Here is an 18895-nt window from a genome sequence, read left to right as displayed (position 1 = left end):
GCATGGGATAATATCGGGCTCACACAGAGCAACGCGGCCCGCACGCGCCCTCCCCATGACCACTTCTTTCCTGGCACGCTGGCTGCCGCAACCGAACAATGGCAGCCGCCGTGAACAATTACGCGCCTGCGCGGGCGCCATTTGCGGCTTGCTGCTGACGGGCCTGATCTGCCATTTCCTGCTGGCCCCCGACAGCGCCAGCGTCTACCTGATCGCGCCCATGGGTGCCTCGGCCGTGCTGCTGTTCTGCCTGCCGGCCAGCCCGCTGGCGCAACCGTGGTCCGTGGTGGGCGGCAATGTCGTCTCCGGCCTGGTCGGCATGGCCTGCGTCAAATGGCTGGGGCCCAGCGTGGGCGTGGCGGCGCTGGCCGCCTGCCTGGCCATCGGCGCCATGTTCGCCCTGCGCTGCCTGCATCCGCCGGGCGGCGCCGTCGCATTGACCACGGTGATCGGCGGCGCCAGCGTGCATGCGGCCGGCTTTGAATTCGTCTTCATCACGGTGCTGTTCAATTCCGCCGTGCTGGTCGCTTGCGCCGTGCTGTACAACAACCTGACGGGGCGCCGCTACCCGCACATCCAGCAACTGCTCGCGCCGCATCCGCATGCCACCAAGGATGACCTGCCCAGCAACCGCCTGGGCTTTTCGCCGGATGACCTGGACGCCGTGCTGCGCCAGCACAGCGAAGTGCTCGACATCAGCCGCGACGATTTGCAAGCCATCTTCCTGCAAACGGAAATGCGCGCCTACCAGCGCCGCTTCGGCGTCGTCACCTGCGCCGACATCATGTCGAAGGATGTGCTCAGCGTCGAATTCGGCACGCCGCTCGACGTTGCCTGGCGCACCATGCGCGCGCACCAGGTTGGCGCCCTGCCCGTGCTGAATCGGGCGCGCCGCGTCATCGGCATCATCACGCAGACGGATTTTCTGCGCCATGGCGGCCTCGACGATTATGAGGGCATGCGCCAGCGCCTGCGCGCCCTGCTGCAGCGCAGCGGCCTGTCCCACAGCGACAAGCCCGAAGTGGTGGGCCAGTTGATGACCCCGTCGCCCCATACGGCGCGCCTGGGCACGCCCATCATCGACCTGGTTCCCCTGATGGCCGACGCCGGCTATCGCCATATCCCCATCCTCGACGATGAAGAGCGCCTCGCTGGCATCATCAGCCAGTCCGACCTGATGGCAGCCCTGTACGAAAGCCGCTTTGCCGAGGTTGCAGCATGACGCCATTCCAGGCATTGCTGACCGGCCCCGAGGGCGGCTGCGCCGGCACGGCCGTCAGCGCGCATTTTTTCGGCAGCCATCTGGCCATCGACGCGCCCGGCCATCATGTCGATGTGGCGCAGCTGGTCGTCAGCGTGGGTGGTGTCGATGGGCCGGAACTGTTCCTCAACTGGCTGGACGACGAAGGACGGCAGGCGTCGCTCAAGCCGCTGACAGCGGGCGACATCGCCATCGTCTTGCAAGAAGCGCCGCCCGCGCTGCAGCCGCAGCTGCAAGGCCTGTGGGGGGAGCGCCGGCGCAACCGGCGGCAAGTGTCGGGCTGGCTGGCCGGCTTGACGGGCGCGGCCGTCGTCGCTGGCGCCCTGCTGTGGTGGCAGGGCGGCCATGCCGTCGGCGCGCTGGCGGGATGGATACCCTTGTCGACGGAAAAGCAGCTGGGCGAACTGGCCCTGTCGCAAGTGCGCGCGCAGGGCGGCATCCATGACAGTGGCGTGGCGCAGCAGACGGTGCAGGACATTGGCAGCAAGCTGACGGTCGGTTCGCGCTACCAGTACCGCTGGCTGGTCAAGCAAGACGACACGGTCAATGCGTTTGCCATGCCGGGCGGCATCATCGTCGTGCACACGGGCTTGCTGCGCCAGGCAGCCGACCCGGAAGAGCTGGCCGGCGTGCTGGCGCATGAAGTGCAACATGTGGAACAGCGCCATTCGCTGCGGCAAATGATCAGCAGCCTGGGCTGGGGCGCCCTGGTGGGCGTGAGCATCGGCGACATCAGCGCCGTGGCCGCCATGCTGGCGCACCAGGCGGGCACCCTGTATTTCAGCCGCGACATGGAGGAAGAGGCGGACCGTCTGGGTTTGCTCGCCTTGCAGCGCGCGCAGATCCATCCCGATGGCATGCTGCGCTTTTTCCAGAAGCTCGATGACAAAGACAAGGCCAGCGTGCCGGGATGGATTTCCTCGCACCCGCAGACGGCGACGCGCGCGCAGCAGATCCGCAGCCTGATCGCCGCCACGCCCTGCCACGCCTGCGTCCCATTGAGCAGCCAGCACTGGCAGGCGATGCAAGCCTTGCTCGCAGCGGCAGAGCAATAGCAACATTCCTCCCGCACAATTTATCCAAACGCAGCGGACAATGGCGTATGCTTACGCCCCGGCTGTTCCTTCGCGAGCGGCCACCCCGACCTCGCAACGCCTCCGTTCATCCCCCTCCTTACAAAGGATATCGCGCATGAAGCATCGTTTTGCCGCCGGCACCCTCGGCACCCTGGCCATTTCCCTGTTGCTCGCCCATACGCCCATGGCGCAAGCAGCCCAGCCCACCGCCAAAGCCGTGGCCGTCAGCGCGCCGCAAGCGAAGCAGCAGTTGCAAGTGCTGGCCGACCAGTACTACGATGCGCTGGCCCGTTTCGAGCCGATCAACGCCACCGAGAGCGGCGACAACCGTTTTGACGACCAGCTCGGTTCAGCCATCGTGCCTGCCGCGCGTGCAAAACAGTTCGCCCTGTACCACCAGTACCAGAAGACCCTGCGCGCCATCGCCCGTGCACGCCTGTCGCAACAGGACCAGATCAACTACGATATCCTCGACTATGAACTGAGCACGGCGCTGAGCTTCGAGCGCTTTCCCGAATACCTGCTGCCACTGAACCAGATGGACAGCATGCCCGTCACCCTGGCCAATTATGCGGGCGGCGAAGCATCGCAACCGTTGACCACCGTCAAGCAGTATGACGCTTACCTGAGCCGTATCGGCCAGTTGCCGGGCTGGATAGACCAGGCCATCGCCAATATGCAAGTCGGCATGCAAAAGGGCATCGTACTGCCGAAGGCGCTGACGGAATCGGCCCTGCCGCAATTCAAGAAGCTCGTCAGCGCCACGCCGCAGGACAGCGTCTATTTCACGCCCATCAAGAATTTGCCGGCCAGCTTTTCCGATGCGGACAAGGCGCGCCTGACGCAAACCTACACCGTCATCATCGAAGCCAAGCTGATGCCTGCGCTGCAGCGCCTGGCGACCTTCATGGAACGCGATTACCTGCCGGCCAGCCGCACGAGCAGCGGCTGGAGCGCCTTGCCCGATGGCGCCAGCTGGTACCAGGCGCGCGTGGCCAGCAGCACCACCACGGATTTGAAACCGGAGCAGATCCACGCCATCGGCTTGAAGGAAGTGGCGCGCATCCAGGAACAATACGCCATCGTGGGTCCGAAGATGGGTTACAACGGCCCGGCCGCCGGTCTGCCGGTGTGGGTCTCGGAACAGGCGAAATACCGCCCGTTCAAGACGGAGCAGGAAGTGCTCGACGTCTACCGCAAGCTGAACGTACTGCTGGACAGCAAATTGCCTGCCCTGTTCACCCTGGTGCCGAAGGCGCCACTGGACTTGCGCCTGGAACCTGAACTGAGCCGCGATACGGCCGCCGACCATTACACCGCGCCGGCCGCAGATGGCTCGCGCCCGGGCGTGTTCTGGTCCGTCGTCACGGATCCGAAACTGTATGGCGACACGGGCATGACCACCTTGTTCCTGCACGAAGGCAAGCCTGGCCACCATTTCCACCTGGCGCTGGTGCAAGAGATGGACTTGCCGAACTTCCGCCGTTTCGGCGGCAACAATGCCTTCACGGAAGGCTGGGCCCTGTATGCGGAAACCCTGGGCAAGGAAATGGGCCTGTTCGAGGACCCGGCACAGTATTTCGGCCACTTGAACGACGAGATGCTGCGTGCCGTGCGCCTGGTGGTCGATACGGGTTTGCACACCAAGGGCTGGACGCGCGAGCAGACCATCAAATACATGCGCGACACCCTCGGCTATGACGCCGTGGCGAAAAGCGAAACGGAACGCTACATGGCCTGGCCGGGCCAGGCGCTGGGCTACAAAATCGGCGCCTTGAAAATCATCGAACTGCGCCAGCGCGCGCAGCAAGCCTTGGGCAAGAAGTTCAGCCTGCCGAAGTTCCACGAAGTCGTGCTCAGCGACGGCACCCTGCCGCTGAAACTGCTGGAAGCCAAGGTTGACCGGTGGATCGCGCAGCAGAGATAAAACGCAGCGCCGGAAAGCAAAACGGCAGCCCCTGAACGGGCTGCCGTTTTTTTGCCTGCCGGCTGCGCGCCTACACCAGCAACGCCGCACTCATCGAGCGCACTTCCTCGTTTGACTCGGCCAGGATGCTTTGCAGGGTTTCGTTGTCGATAATGAAATCGATCACGGAATCGGAGGGCGTGAGCATTTCCACGTACGTCGCCTGCAAGGGCGAAGGCACGGGTGACAGTTGCTTAGCCAATAACAAAGTATCGAGCAGGGAATCGGGCGGGATCGATAGCAAGCCATCGCGCAAGCCTTCGATGGCGACACTCACGGCCAACGGGATCAGCAGCTTCTTCATGACTTCGCGGGAAATGATTTCTTCAGCGGACTCCATCCAGTGATCCGCATCGTCGTCGAGCAGGCCGGGGAACTCGTCGGCACGCGACAACAGGTAAAAACCGCCCACCTCATGCACGATGCCGGCGAACAGCGCCGTGTCGGCATCGACGTGCGTGACGCGGCGGGCCAGCACGTGCGCCAGCGCCGCCACGTGGGCCGTGTGTTCCCACAACTGGGTTGCCTTCTGGCGCAGCACGGGGTCGATGATCTTGCTGCCGAACTGGCGCACCACCATGGCCGCCACCAGCGCAAACAGATTGCGGTAACCCATGCGCATGACGGCGGCGCGCACGCTGGTCACGGGCAGCGCATCGCCGCGGCTATACACGGCAGAGTTGGCCAGCGCCACCGTGCGCGCCGCCAGCAAGGGCTCGCCCAATACCAGCTTGATCGCATGGTCGATATGGCAGTCCGGTTCAGCCAGAGCCAATTGTAATTGCAAGGCGGAATTAACACTCGTAGGGAAGATTAATTCTCCGCGCACTGCCTGGGAAACAATTAAACCGAAAGCCTGCAATTTATTTATCATACGCTCAATCCGCCTAAGAGATTTTTCCAGCCAACGATTTCATGCCTTAGAAATTGAATGCCAGCCCTGGCCTTTATCATACCGATGGCCAGTCATTCGCTGGCAATGACGAATCGGCTGATGCCAGCGCGTGCAATAACGATTCATCGCCGATGACAAACAACTTCGGCTGCTGTAATACCTGCAGCAAAAATGGCTGGCCTTCACGCAGGCGCCGGCGATAATCGGCCAGCGTATATAAATTGGGATTGATTTTTCGCCTCAGGGTTTTCTCTGCAGGGGCCAATCCCGTCAACAGATCGCCATAATTGGCTTCTTCTCCCACCAGCAGCAAATCGATGGCGCTGCCAGGCATGTCCTGGCCCTTCGCTGTGGCGCCATACACGAAGGCCAGGTGCAACTGGCCACGCAAGGGGGCCAGAGTCCCGCTGAGCACGCCGACGATGCCGAAGGTTTTCTGCACCAGGCCGCTCAACTCCGGATACACGAGGCTTTCCTTGTTGGGCCAGAAGCGCCGCACATTGCCGATCCGTTCAGAGGTAATCAGGCCGGCTTCATGCAGACGACGCAGTTCCCGCTGCGCCGATGCGCTGCCCAGGCCCGTCAGGCGCATGATCTCGTTCAAATGAAAACCTTCATTCACGCGGACAAAGAGCAAGCCCAGCAATTTCTGCTGGGCGGGAGTAAACAGGGCTTGGGCAATCATGCGCCAAATCTTAGCATGAATGAACTGGAAACTGGCGTGACGAGGGTAACAGGGCGTGACGCCACAACAACGCAACGCTGCGTCATCATCAGCAATGGGCGAGCCCATGCGAAGCCAAATGGCGATGACACAGCAGCGGGCAGCCTGCGGACACTTTTCGCACAGACTCTTTGTGAGCGCTTACTTCATATCCGCTAGCACCAAGCGCATCACCAGGCTTTGCCATCCATTCAAACATTCCCGAGGTCACAGTAACCCGGCCATATTGATACATAAATAAAACGGCAAGCATACCGGCATATAAGTTTGATTCACCATTCCGGCAATTAATAAATGCGCGATATAAATGGCGCTTTAGCCGATGCAAATGAACCACCATGATTGACGCCCTACCCCGCTATTGCTGCACATGTTTTAAATAAGTGCGCAGGCATAAAAAAACGGCACCCGAAGGTGCCGTTCTTGTCAGCTGGCAGCGTAGTTACGCTTCGTCGCCGTGGTGTTGCTGGCTCTCGATATCCTGCAAAGCTTCTGCAGCTTCGCCAGCCATCGAGGCTTTCTCGGCCAGCAGCAGCGCTTGACGCTCTTCCACTTCCCACGCTTCTTTCTCTTTGCGTGCGCGGTGGAAAGCCAGGCCCGTACCGCCAGGTATCAGGCGGCCGACGATGACGTTCTCTTTCAGGCCGCGCAGACCATCGCGCTTGCCCATGATCGCCGCTTCGGTCAGCACGCGGGTGGTTTCCTGGAACGATGCGGCCGAGATGAACGAATCGGTCGACAGCGATGCCTTGGTAATACCCAACAAGACGTTTTCGTAGGTCGCTGGAATCTTGTTCTCAACGGCCATGCGATCGTTCTCATCCAGCAGTTCCGAACGCTCTACCTGCTCGCCAACGATGTAGTTGGTGTCGCCGGCATTGACGATCTGAACACGGCGCAGCATCTGACGCACGATCACTTCGATGTGCTTGTCATTGATCTTCACGCCTTGCAGACGGTACACGTCTTGCACTTCGTCAACGATGTAACGTGCCAGCGCTTCGATACCCAGCAGGCGCAGGATGTCTTGCGGATCGGCCGGGCCGTCCACGATCATCTCGCCCTTGTTCACGACTTGGCCGTCATGCACCAGCACTTGTTTGTCCTTGGTGATCAAGAACTCATGCTTGTTGCCGTCCATGTCCGTGATTTCCAGACGCTGCTTGCCCTTGGTTTCTTTACCGAACGCAACCGTACCCGTGACTTCTGCCAGCATACCGGCATCTTTCGGCGAGCGCGCTTCGAACAGTTCCGCAACGCGTGGCAGACCACCGGTAATATCGCGCGTTTTTTGCGATTCGGTAGGAATACGTGCCAGCACTTCACCAACCGATACCTGTTGACCGTCTTTCACCATGATCAGTGCGCCGACCTGGAAGCCGATCGCCACCGAATGTTCGGTGCCGGCGATCTTGACTTCTTCGTTCGCGTCGTTGATCAGCTTGACTTGCGGACGCAGGGTCTTGGTCAGCGAACCACGACGTTTCGCATCGATCGCCACCAGGGTGGACAGACCGGTCACTTCGTCGACCTGACGGGCTACGGTGACGCCTTCTTCGACGTTCTCGAAACGCACTTGACCGGCGTATTCGGTAATGATCGGACGGGTCAGCGGATCCCACGTTGCCAGGGCCGTACCGGCCTTGATGACCATGCCGTCCTTGACGATCAGGGTCGCACCGTACGGTACTTTATGACGCTCACGCTCACGGCCATGGTCGTCGGTAATCAGCACTTCGCCGGAACGGGAAATGACGATTTGCGCGCCCTTGCCGTTCGTCACGTAACGCATGGTTGCCGTGAAGCGGATGGTACCGTTCGACTTGGCTTCCACCGACGATGCCACTGCTGCACGCGATGCCGCACCACCAATGTGGAAGGTACGCATGGTCAGCTGGGTACCAGGCTCACCAATCGACTGCGCTGCCACCACACCGACGGCTTCGCCGGCGTTGACCAGCATGCCGCGGCCCAGGTCGCGGCCATAGCACTTGGCGCACAGGCCGAAGCGCGTGTCGCAAGTCAGTGGCGTACGGACCTTGACTTCATCGATGGACAGACGCTCGATCTCTTCGACCATGTCTTCGTCCATCAGGGTGCCGGCTTCGTACAGCGTTTCCTGGGTTTCAGGATTGACGACGTCATGCACTACCACGCGGCCGAGGATACGGTCACGCAACGGTTCGATGACTTCACCACCTTCGACCAGTGCCTTCATGACGGCGCCGTTCATGGTGCCGCAATCGTCCTCGATCACCACCAAGTCTTGCGTTACGTCAACCAGACGACGCGTCAGGTAACCGGAGTTAGCCGTTTTCAGCGCCGTATCGGCCAGACCTTTACGCGCACCGTGGGTCGAAATGAAGTACTGCAAAACGTTCAGACCTTCGCGGAAGTTCGCGGTAATCGGCGTTTCGATAATCGAACCATCCGGCTTGGCCATCAGACCACGCATACCGGCCAACTGACGAATCTGGGCTGCGGAACCGCGCGCGCCGGAGTCGGCCATCATGTAAATGGCGTTGAACGATTCTTGCGTCGACTTGGTGCCATCGCGGCGGATCACGTCTTCGACTTTGAGCTGGTCCATCATGGCCTTGCCGACTTCATCCGAGGTCTTGCCCCAGATATCGACGACCTTGTTGTAACGCTCGCCGGCGGTCACGAGACCCGAGGCGTATTGCTGTTCGATCTGCTTGACTTCCGACTCGGCCGTCGCGATCAGCGTGACTTTTTGAGGCGGTACCAGCATGTCGTCGACGCAGATCGAGATACCTGCGCGTGTCGCCAGGCGGAAACCCGATTGCATCAGTTTGTCTGCGAACACCACGGTGGCGCGCAGGCCGCACTTGCGGAACGACGTGTTGATCAGCTTGGAAATTTCTTTCTTTTTCAGCGCGCGGTTCAGGACGGAGAACGGCAAGCCTTTAGGCAGAATTTCCGACAGGATCGCACGGCCGATCGTCGTTTCGTAGCGGGTAACCGTTTTCTCGAATTCGCCCGTTTCGGCGTTTTTCGGGTATTCGGTAATACGCACGGTAACGCGGGTCGTCAGTTCGACTTCCTTGTTGTCGTAGGCGCGGATCACTTCCGACACGTCAGGGAACATCATCCCTTCGTTCTTCGCGTTGATCGCTTCGCGGGTCGCGTAGTACAGACCCAACACGATATCCTGGGAAGGAACGATCGACGGTTCGCCGTTCGACGGGAACAGGATGTTGTTCGATGCCAGCATCAGGGTGCGTGCTTCCATCTGCGCTTCGATCGACAGAGGAACGTGGACCGCCATTTGGTCACCGTCAAAGTCGGCGTTGAATGCGGCGCAGACGAGCGGGTGCAACTGGATGGCCTTGCCTTCAATCAGGACTGGCTCGAAAGCCTGGATACCCAGACGGTGCAGCGTAGGTGCGCGGTTCAACATGATCGGATGTTCACGAATCACGTCTTCCAGGATGTCCCACACGACCGGCTCTTGAATCTCGACCAGCTTTTTAGCGGCCTTGATCGTGGTCGCCAGACCCATCAGTTCCAGTTTATTGAAAATGAATGGCTTGAACAGTTCCAGCGCCATCAGTTTCGGCAAGCCGCACTGATGCAGTTTCAATTGCGGGCCGACGACGATGACCGAACGACCGGAGTAATCGACGCGTTTGCCCAGCAAGTTTTGACGGAAACGGCCGCCCTTGCCCTTGATCATCTCTGCCAAGGACTTCAGCGGACGCTTGTTGGCGCCGGTCATCGCTTTGCCGCGACGGCCATTGTCCAGCAGCGAATCGACCGCTTCTTGCAGCATGCGCTTTTCGTTGCGCGTGATGATCTCTGGAGCGCGCAGCTCCATCAGGCGTTTCAGACGGTTGTTACGGTTGATGACGCGGCGATACAGATCGTTCAGATCCGAGGTCGCGAAACGGCCACCGTCCAGCGGTACCAGCGGACGCAGTTCCGGCGGCAGCACTGGCAGCACTTCCATGATCATCCAGTCAGGCTTGATGCCCGAACGTTGGAACGCTTCCAGCACTTTCAGGCGCTTGGCGTATTTCTTGATCTTGGCTTCGGATTTCGATTCCTTCAGTTCCACGCGCAGGGTTTCGGCATCGCGGTGGATGTCGATCGAGCGCAGCAGTTCACGGATACCTTCGGCGCCCATGAAGGCGGTGAAGTCGTCGCCGTACTCTTCGTACTTGGCGGCGTAGTCGTCTTCCGACATGATCTGGCATTTTTTCAGCGGGGTCATGCCTGGATCGGTCACGACGTATGCTTCAAAGTACAGCACGCGTTCGATGTCCCGCAGGGTCATGTCCAGGACCATGCCCAGACGCGACGGCAGCGACTTCAGGAACCAGATGTGCGCGGTCGGCGAGGCCAGTTCGATGTGGCCCATGCGCTCGCGGCGCACCTTGGCCAGCGTGACTTCAACGCCGCACTTTTCGCAGATCACGCCGCGGTGTTTCAGGCGCTTGTATTTGCCGCACAGGCATTCGTAATCCTTGATCGGGCCAAAGATCTTGGCGCAGAACAGGCCATCGCGCTCAGGCTTGAAGGTACGGTAGTTGATGGTTTCCGGCTTTTTGACTTCGCCGTAGGACCACGAACGGATTTTCTCAGGCGAAGCGAGACCGATCTTGATTGCATCGAAGGTCTCGTTGGTCTGTACTTGCTTGAATAGATCGAGCAGTGCTTTCATGTATCACTCCAGAGGTGATTAAATTTCTATATTCCTGAGACTACATTGCCCGGCGTGGTTTCCCAGCCGGGCTTTGTGTTTCCCAAACCAAATGACGCTTATTGGGTCAATAAGCCTGTCGTTTAGTTGCGTTCGAGGTCGATATCGATACCCAGCGAACGGATTTCCTTGACCAGCACGTTGAACGATTCCGGCATGCCGGCATCGATCACGTGGTCGCCCTTGACGAGGTTCTCGTACACTTTGGTACGGCCATTCACGTCATCGGACTTGACGGTCAACATCTCTTGCAAGACATACGACGCGCCATACGCTTCCAGTGCCCAGACTTCCATCTCACCGAAACGCTGACCACCGAACTGGGCTTTACCGCCCAGTGGCTGTTGCGTCACCAGCGAGTAAGGACCGGTCGAACGCGCATGCATCTTGTCATCCACCAAGTGATGCAGTTTCAGCATGTGCATGACGCCGACAGTGACCTTGCGTTCGAACGCTTCACCGGTGCGACCGTCATACATGGTCACCTGGTTTTTCGAAGCGGTCATGCCGAGGTTCTTGGCGATGTCGTCCGGATACGCCAGGTCCAGCATGCGGCGAATCTCTTCTTCGTTGGCGCCGTCGAACACTGGCGTGGCAAATGGAACACCTTTTTTCAGGTTTTCCGCCAGCTTCATGATCTCTTCGTCGTCGAAGTTGTCCAGCTCTTCCGCGCGGCCGTTGTCGTTGTAGATCGTCGTCAGGTACTTGCGCACTTGCTCGACCTTGGTTTGCGCCTTCAGCATTTCGCCGATGCGGATACCCAGACCCTTGGCAGCCCAGCCCAAGTGAGTCTCGAGAATCTGACCAACGTTCATCCGCGAAGGAACGCCCAGCGGGTTCAGCACAACGTCGGCTGGCGTGCCGTCGGCCATGTATGGCATGTCTTCCACAGGAACAATACGGGAAACCACACCCTTGTTACCGTGGCGACCTGCCATCTTGTCGCCCGACTGCAGGCGGCGTTTCACGGCCAGGTATACCTTGACCATTTTTTGCACGCCTGGTTGCAGCTCATCGCCTTGCGTCAGTTTCTTGCGCTTCTCTTCGAAGGCCAGATCGAACTGGTGACGCTTCTCGTTGATCGATTCCTTGATCGCTTCCAGCGCTACCGCTGCATCGTCGTCCGCAGGGCGGATGTCGAACCAGTGGTATTTGTCCAGATCGGCCAGGTATTCCTTGGTGATCTTGGCGCCTTTGGCCAGCTTTTTAGGGCCGCCGTTGACAACTTTGCCGATCAGCATTTTTTCCAGACGCTGGAAGGCATCGCCTTCCACGATACGCATCTGGTCATTCAGATCCAGACGGAAGCGTTTCAGTTCGTCATCGATAATTTGCTGGGCACGCTTGTCGCGCACGATGCCTTCACGGGTGAAGACTTGCACGTCGATCACGGTACCGATCATGCCCGAAGGCACGCGCAGCGAGGTATCTTTCACGTCCGAGGCTTTTTCGCCGAAAATCGCGCGCAGCAGCTTCTCTTCCGGGGTCAGCTGGGTTTCGCCTTTAGGCGTCACTTTACCGACCAGGGTGTCGCCGGCCTGGACTTCAGCGCCGATGTAGACGATACCGGACTCATCCAGACGTGCCAGCTGATTTTCAGCCAGGTTCGAGATGTCGCGCGTAATTTCTTCCGCGCCCAGTTTCGTGTCACGGGCAACCACCGACAACTCTTCGATGTGAATCGAGGTGTAGCGGTCGTCCTTGACGACGTTTTCCGAGATCAGGATCGAATCTTCGAAGTTCAGACCATTCCATGGCATGAAGGCCACGGTCATGTTCTGGCCCAGCGCCAATTCACCCAGGTCGGTCGATGCGCCGTCGGCGATCACGTCGCGCTTGGCAACACGGTCGCCCACTTGCACGATAGGACGCTGGTTGATGTTGGTGTTCTGGTTCGAACGGGTGTACTTGATCAGGTTATAGATGTCGACGCCCACTTCACCAGCGGTGGCTTCGTCATCGTTGACGCGAATCACGACACGGCCCGCATCGATGTAATCGACGATACCGCCACGCAAGGCTTGCACGGTGGTGCCCGAGTCGACCGCAACGGTGCGTTCGATACCGGTACCGACCAGCGCTTTTTCAGGACGCAAGCAAGGCACAGCCTGGCGTTGCATGTTGGCGCCCATCAATGCACGGTTTGCATCATCGTGTTCGAGGAACGGAATCAGCGAAGCAGCGACGGAAACGATCTGGCCAGGTGCCACGTCCATGTACTGGATGCGCTCTGGCGATACCAGGATGGTTTCGCCGGCTTCACGGGCCGAGACCAGTTCATCAGACAGCATGCCTTCGTCGTTGATGGTCGCATTCGCCTGAGCGATGATGTAGCGGCCTTCTTCGATGGCGGACAGGTAGTCGATCTGATCGGTAATCTTGGAGCCTTCTACCTTGCGGTATGGGGTTTCCAGGAAGCCGTATTCATTCAGGCGGGCATACAGAGCCAGCGAGTTGATCAGACCAATGTTCGGACCTTCCGGTGTCTCGATCGGGCAGACGCGGCCGTAGTGGGTCGGATGCACGTCGCGCACTTCAAAGCCGGCGCGTTCGCGTGTCAGACCGCCGGGTCCCAGGGCCGATACGCGGCGCTTGTGGGTAATTTCCGACAGAGGATTGGTTTGGTCCATAAACTGCGACAGCTGGGACGAACCGAAGAACTCGCGAATCGCGGCCGAAATCGGCTTCGAGTTGATCAGGTCGTGCGGCATCAGGTTGTCCGCTTCGGCTTGGCCGAGGCGTTCCTTGACGGCGCGCTCAACACGCACCAGGCCGGCGCGGAATTGATTCTCGGCCAGTTCGCCAACGCAACGTACGCGACGGTTACCCAGGTGATCGATATCGTCGACTTCGCCGCGACCATTGCGCAGTTCCACCAGGATCTTGATCACGGCCAGCACGTCTTCGTTCGACAGGGTCATGGCGCCGGTCAGTTCATCGCGGCCAATACGGCGGTTGAACTTCATGCGGCCCACGGCCGACAGGTCGTAGCGGTCCGAGTTGTAGAACAGGCCATTGAACAGCGCTTCAACGGAATCTTCCGTTGGCGGCTCGCCTGGACGCATCATGCGGTAGATCGCCACTTTCGCAGCCATCTGATCGGCGGTGTCGTCGATACGCAGGGTTTGCGAAATGTAGGCGCCCTGATCCAGGTCGTTGGTGTACAAGGTCTGGATTTCGGAAATGTTGGCATCGCGCAAACGGCCCAACAGATCTTCGGTCAGCTCATCGTTCGCGGAAGCGACGACTTCGCCGGTGTCGCCATCGACGATGTTCTTCGCCAATACGCGGCCCAGCAGGTAGTCTTCCGGTACGGAAATGTGCTTGATGCCGGCAGCTTCGATATCACGCACGTGTTTCGCGTTGATACGCTTGTCTTTCAGCACCAGGGTCTTGCCCGACTTGTCGACGATGTCGAAACGCGCCACTTCGCCGCGCAGACGCTCGGAGACGAATTCCATTTCCGCGCCTTCGGAGCGCAGGTTGAAATTATCGAAGACGAAGAAGTTCGCCAGGATTTGCTCGTGCGACATGCCGATGGCTTTGAGCAGGATCGTGACTGGCATCTTGCGGCGGCGGTCGACGCGGAAGAACAGGATGTCTTTCGGGTCGAACTCGAAGTCCAGCCAAGAACCGCGGTAAGGAATGATACGCGCGGAGAACAGCAGTTTACCGGACGAGTGGGTCTTGCCGCGGTCGTGCTCGAAGAACACGCCAGGCGAACGGTGCAACTGGGAAACGATAACCCGTTCCGTGCCGTTGATGACAAACGAACCGGTGGTCGTCATGAGCGGCAATTCGCCCATGTAGACTTCCTGTTCCTTCATCTCTTTGACGACGGGCTTGGTTGGCGATTCCTTGTCCAGGATTACCAGACGCACTTTCGCGCGCAGCGGCGACGCGAACGTCAGGCCACGTTGTTGACATTCTTTGACGTCAAAGGCAGGATCGCCCAGAACGTACGACAAGAATTCGAGACGCGCAAAACCATTGTGCGACACGATAGGGAAAATCGAAGTGAAAGCCGACTGCAGGCCATCATTCTTGCGGCCGGACGGTGCTATGTCCTCTTGCAAGAAGCTATGATAAGACTCGAGCTGGGTCGCCAGCAGGAACGGAACGTGGTGAACGTTGGCGCGCTTCGCGAATGATTTGCGAATGCGTTTCTTCTCAGTAAATGAGTAGTGCATGGACACTCCGTGAGTGACAGAAAGGATAGAAAATTCAGGTTTTGCAAGTGTTCGTTTGCACCGCTGCGTGTGACACAGACGAAACCTCAAGGCTCTGCTTTCCGGCTTGAATCGAATAAAAACTGCTGCTACAACTACATGACAAATACGATGCAGACGACAAAGGAGCCAAAGTCGGATTTCCCCCCTTGCGAGGGGAAACCTCAGACTTTGACTCGGGCGCTAACTGCCGCCGGTACAGATATTACTTGATCGAAGCGGTTGCGCCGGCTTCTACCAGTTTCTTCTGTGCTGCTTCAGCGTCAGCTTTCGACACTGCTTCTTTCACAGTTTTTGGTGCGCCATCGACCAGGTCTTTAGCTTCTTTCAAGCCCAGGCCGGTGATTTCGCGAACTGCTTTAATAACGCCAACTTTGTTTGCGCCGAAGGTGTCAAGGATGACGTTGAATTCGGTTTGTTCTTCAGCAGCTGCTGCTGGGCCTGCTGCAGGACCGGCCGAAGCCATTGCTGCTGCGGACACGCCGAATTTTTCTTCGAATGCTTTAACCAGGTCGTTCAGGTCCATTACGGACATGGCGCTAACTGCTTCCAGGATATCGTCTTTGCTAATTGCCATTTTGAAACTCCTAAATTTATTACGTTAGTTACATCAGATTGGTACTGAGAGAAAAAAGCGCGCGCAATTAAGCGGCTGCTGGGGCTTCTTCTGCTGCTGCTTCTGCAGGAGCTTCGGCGCCTTCGCCTTTTTTCGCTGCCAGGGCAGCCAGACCACGTGCAAAGCCCGAAACCGGAGCCAGCATAACGCCCAACAACTGCGAAATGAGGACTTCACGGCTAGGAATGCTCGCCAACGCGGTGACAGCAGCTGTATCCAGCGGCTTGCCTGCGTAGTTACCTGCTTTGATGACCAGTTTGTCGTTGGTTTTAGCGAAGTCAGCGATGACTTTAGCTGCTGCAACGGCATCGGCCGAGATCGAGTAGATCAACGGGCCGGTCATGGCATCTGCCAGGCTGGCGAATGCGGTACCTTCAACGGAGCGACGAGCCAGAGTGTTTTTCAACACACGCAGGTACACGCCTTGGGCACGCGCTTTAGCACGCAGTTGCGTCAAGTGACCAACCTGGATGCCACGATATTCGGCCACGACGATCGTTTGCGCATTTGCTACTTGTGCGGAAACTTCGGCGACGACGGCCTTTTTGTCATTCAGATTGAGACTCACGGTCAACCTCCTTAAATGATGTTCAGCGATCACAACCGAGTGGTTGAGCGCCTTGCATCGGTTCGAACACGGCGTCCGAAGTCAAGAAGTACTAAACTGAGCGGATGGATTCACGCAGCATGAGGACTACAAAACTTGTTCGGGTACACCATCTGCGTTGGGCACTTGCCGTTGCCGGCAAGCCTATTAACCTTCTGCATGTGCGATCGCAGTCGGCCCAACGGTCTTTGATTGTCTGTCTGCCTGGTGCGAACACCGGGCAGACAGCCCAAAGATGCGCCCACAGCGCCCGAAGGCGCGTGGGACTTGATTCTGTTACTTAAGCTGCCAGGCTAGCCTGATCAACACGGACGCCAGCGCCCATGGTCGACGACAGCGAAACTTTGCGCAGGTACACGCCTTTGCTCGATGCTGGCTTGGCTTTGTTCAGTGCGTCGATCAGTGCGACCAGATTCGACTTCAGATCCGCGTCAGCGAACGATTTACGGCCGATGGTAGCGTGGATGATACCGGATTTGTCGGTACGGTACTGAACTTGACCGGCTTTCGCGTTTTTCACGGCGGTAGCGACGTCAGGAGTAACAGTGCCAACTTTCGGGTTAGGCATCATGCCGCGTGGGCCCAGGATCTGACCCAGGGTACCAACGATACGCATGGTATCTGGCGAAGCGATAACGATGTCGAAAGGCATGTCGCCGGCTTTGATCTGCTCAGCCAGGTCTTCCATACCAACGATGTCGGCGCCCGCTGCTTTAGCAGCTTCTGCTTTTTCGCCCGACGCGAATACTGCCACGCGCACGGTTTTGCCGGTACCAGCTGGCAGCACGACGGAGCCGCGCACCACTTGGTCGGATTTCTTAGGATCGACGCCCAGTTGTACCGATACGTCGATCGATTCATTGAACTTGGCCGTTGCGCACTCTTTGATCAGAGCGACAGCGTTGTCGAAAGCGTACACTTTGGTACGGTCGACTTTGGCTTTCAAAGCCTTGATACGTTTGGATAACTTAGCCATTATACAACACCTTCCACCGTGATACCAATCGAACGAGCGGAACCAGCGATGGTGCGCACAGCAGCATCCATGTCGGCAGCGGTCAGATCAGGGGTTTTCAATTTAGCGATTTCTTCAGCTTGTGCGCGGGTCAGCGTACCGACTTTGTCGGTATGTGGCTTCGGCGAACCTTTGGTGATCGCAGCAGCTTTTTTGATCAGGTAGGTTGCTGGAGGCGTCTTCATCACGAACGTGAAGGACTTGTCCGCAAACGCGGTGATCACGACAGGAATTGGCATGCCTGGCTCCAGACCTTGGGTCTGTGCATTGAAGGCCTTGCAGAATTCCATGATGTTCAGACCACGTTGACCCAGAGCTGGACCGATTGGTGGGGATGGGTTTGCTTTACCAGCTGGCACTTGCAGCTTGATAAAACCAATGATTTTCTTTGCCATGATGGCTCCTATCTTGGATTGAGTAGTAGCGCCCCGCCGATCCTACCCTGGCGGGGCTCCTCTGACCGGATTTCGCTGAGACTGCTGCGACGCTCCTGGTGGCGCTGATACAACTTAAACTTTTTCGACCTGGCCGAATTCGAGTTCCACCGGAGTAGCGCGGCCGAAAATGGTGACCGAGACGCGCACTTTGGATTTCTCGTAATTGACTTCTTCGACATTGCCGTTGAAATCGGTGAACGGACCATCCTTGATGCGTACTTGCTCGCCCACCTCGTACAAGGTTTTTGGACGGGGCTTCTCGACACCCTCCTGCATCTGCTTCATGATGCCGTCGATTTCGCGCGCGGAGATCGGCGTCGGCTTGTTCGACTTGCCACCAATGAAACCGGTAACCTTGCTGGTGTTCTTGACCAAGTGCCAGCTCTCGTCCGTCATTTCCATTTCAACCAGCACATAGCCAGGATAGAAACGACGTTCGGTGACAGACTTCACACCATTCTTGACTTCGACCACTTCTTCGATCGGCACCAGGATCTGGCCAAACTGGTCTTGCATGCCCGCGCGCTCAATGCGCTCGGTCAGTGCGCGCATGACGCTTTTTTCCATGCCGGAATAAGCATGCACGACATACCAGCGCTTGCTGCTCACTGGCACGCTCAGCGCTGCACCAGTGTCCGCTACCGGAGCATCGCCCGGAACGGACTCGTCCGCCGCTTCATCATGCACATTTTCGCTCATTATTTTTTCCAACCCAGAATTACGTCATACAACAAAAACTCGAGCAATTTATCCGTGCCCCACAGGAAAATCGCCATGACCAGCACAAAGGCAAACACGATCGCAGTAATCTGCGTGGCTTCTTTGCGGGTGGGCCAAACGACCTTCTTGGTTTCGCGCACAGCTTCTTTGGCGAAATTGAGAAATTCACGGCCGGTCGTCGAGACATACAAGAGCGCAACAGCAATAACCAAACCAGCCACAAGCGCGCTTGCACGCACCAGAGCTGGTTGGCCTGCCAGGTAATAAAACCCGACTACTCCTGCAATCGCAGCCACTATTGCCAGCGCGACTTTTATCTTGTCACTCGACGTGCTAACGGTTTGCACGGATTGATTTGACATTTTTCTACTTTCGGTGCCCTGCACCTTGACGGTGGCAGGGACGGAGGGCATCGAACCCCCAACCTTCGGTTTTGGAGACCGACGCTCTGCCAATTGAGCTACGTCCCTACGTAAAACTTTCGAGGAGTGCTATTCTACCACCCAGGACGCCCCGGGTGTTAGCATAACATTTCCTTATGCGAGGATTTTTGCAACCACGCCGGCGCCGACGGTACGACCGCCTTCACGGATAGCGAAGCGCAGGCCTTCTTCCATCGCGATCGG

13 protein-coding genes, 1 tRNA gene and 1 pseudogene are annotated in these 18895 nt (G+C 58.2%); 3 read left to right on the top strand and 12 right to left on the bottom strand.

Annotation, left to right across the window (positions count from 1 at the left end):
- Window positions 1–55 precede the first annotated feature (55 nt).
- From K0F85_RS26800 to K0F85_RS26790, 3 genes are all read left to right on the top strand, one after another.
- On the top strand, window positions 56–1222 hold the full coding sequence (locus tag K0F85_RS26800) for an HPP family protein (RefSeq protein ID WP_219118880.1): 1167 nt from the start codon (window positions 56–58) through the stop codon (window positions 1220–1222).
- Complete coding sequence (locus tag K0F85_RS26795) at window positions 1219–2316, top strand: M48 family metallopeptidase (RefSeq protein WP_219118879.1); 1098 nt, start codon at window positions 1219–1221, stop codon at window positions 2314–2316. The genes K0F85_RS26800 and K0F85_RS26795 overlap by 4 nt, the downstream gene beginning before the upstream one ends.
- 136 nt (window positions 2317–2452) lie before the next feature.
- Window positions 2453–4264, top strand: coding sequence for a DUF885 family protein (locus K0F85_RS26790; RefSeq protein WP_219118878.1), 1812 nt, complete (start codon window positions 2453–2455; stop codon window positions 4262–4264).
- Between the two features lie 70 nt (window positions 4265–4334).
- Here the strand turns inward: K0F85_RS26790 and K0F85_RS26785 are convergent, their stop codons facing one another.
- The 12 genes and pseudogenes from K0F85_RS26785 to K0F85_RS26730 all read right to left on the bottom strand — a co-directional run.
- Complete coding sequence (locus K0F85_RS26785) at window positions 4335–5177, bottom strand: HDOD domain-containing protein (protein WP_219118877.1); 843 nt, start codon at window positions 5175–5177, stop codon at window positions 4335–4337.
- 76 nt (window positions 5178–5253) lie between these two features.
- A complete protein-coding gene (locus K0F85_RS26780) occupies window positions 5254–5883 on the bottom strand; it encodes a helix-turn-helix domain-containing protein (protein ID WP_219118876.1) in 630 nt (209 codons plus the stop codon).
- A gap of 481 nt (window positions 5884–6364) precedes the next feature.
- Window positions 6365–10606, bottom strand: coding sequence for a DNA-directed RNA polymerase subunit beta' (rpoC, locus tag K0F85_RS26775; RefSeq protein WP_101483555.1), 4242 nt, complete (start codon window positions 10604–10606; stop codon window positions 6365–6367).
- Between the two features lie 122 nt (window positions 10607–10728).
- Window positions 10729–14835: a DNA-directed RNA polymerase subunit beta gene (gene rpoB / locus K0F85_RS26770; protein WP_219118875.1), complete on the bottom strand. Its 4107-nt coding sequence runs from the start codon at window positions 14833–14835 to the stop codon at window positions 10729–10731.
- A 244-nt stretch (window positions 14836–15079) separates the two neighbouring features.
- A complete protein-coding gene (gene rplL / locus K0F85_RS26765) occupies window positions 15080–15451 on the bottom strand; it encodes a 50S ribosomal protein L7/L12 (RefSeq protein ID WP_034753136.1) in 372 nt (123 codons plus the stop codon).
- A 67-nt stretch (window positions 15452–15518) separates the two neighbouring features.
- Entirely contained in the window at window positions 15519–16058 is a 540-nt protein-coding gene (rplJ, locus tag K0F85_RS26760; protein ID WP_034753621.1) for a 50S ribosomal protein L10, read from the bottom strand.
- A 319-nt stretch (window positions 16059–16377) separates the two neighbouring features.
- A complete protein-coding gene (rplA, locus tag K0F85_RS26755; protein ID WP_034753134.1) occupies window positions 16378–17073 on the bottom strand; it encodes a 50S ribosomal protein L1 in 696 nt (231 codons plus the stop codon).
- The gene (rplK, locus tag K0F85_RS26750) at window positions 17073–17507 is read right to left on the bottom strand and encodes a 50S ribosomal protein L11 (RefSeq protein ID WP_034753131.1); all 435 of its coding nucleotides are present in this window, start codon (window positions 17505–17507) and stop codon (window positions 17073–17075) included. The genes rplA and rplK overlap by 1 nt, the downstream gene beginning before the upstream one ends.
- Before the next feature lie 114 nt (window positions 17508–17621).
- Window positions 17622–18248 (bottom strand): transcription termination/antitermination protein NusG, encoded by a 627-nt coding sequence (nusG, locus tag K0F85_RS26745; RefSeq protein ID WP_034753130.1) that lies wholly within the window; start codon window positions 18246–18248, stop codon window positions 17622–17624.
- Entirely contained in the window at window positions 18248–18631 is a 384-nt protein-coding gene (secE, locus tag K0F85_RS26740; RefSeq protein ID WP_010394308.1) for a preprotein translocase subunit SecE, read from the bottom strand. The genes nusG and secE overlap by 1 nt, the downstream gene beginning before the upstream one ends.
- Window positions 18632–18663: 32 nt before the next feature.
- Window positions 18664–18739: transfer RNA gene (locus tag K0F85_RS26735), tRNA-Trp, on the bottom strand.
- A 66-nt stretch (window positions 18740–18805) separates the two neighbouring features.
- A pseudogene (locus K0F85_RS26730) lies at window positions 18806–18895 on the bottom strand (elongation factor Tu); the annotation flags it as partial.

It is taken from the genome of Janthinobacterium sp. UMAB-56 (genome assembly GCF_900095265.1).
Classification (GTDB): domain Bacteria; phylum Pseudomonadota; class Gammaproteobacteria; order Burkholderiales; family Burkholderiaceae_D; genus Janthinobacterium.
Note: the sequence above shows the minus strand (reverse complement) of the source record. Positions and strands in the feature narration are given on the sequence as shown.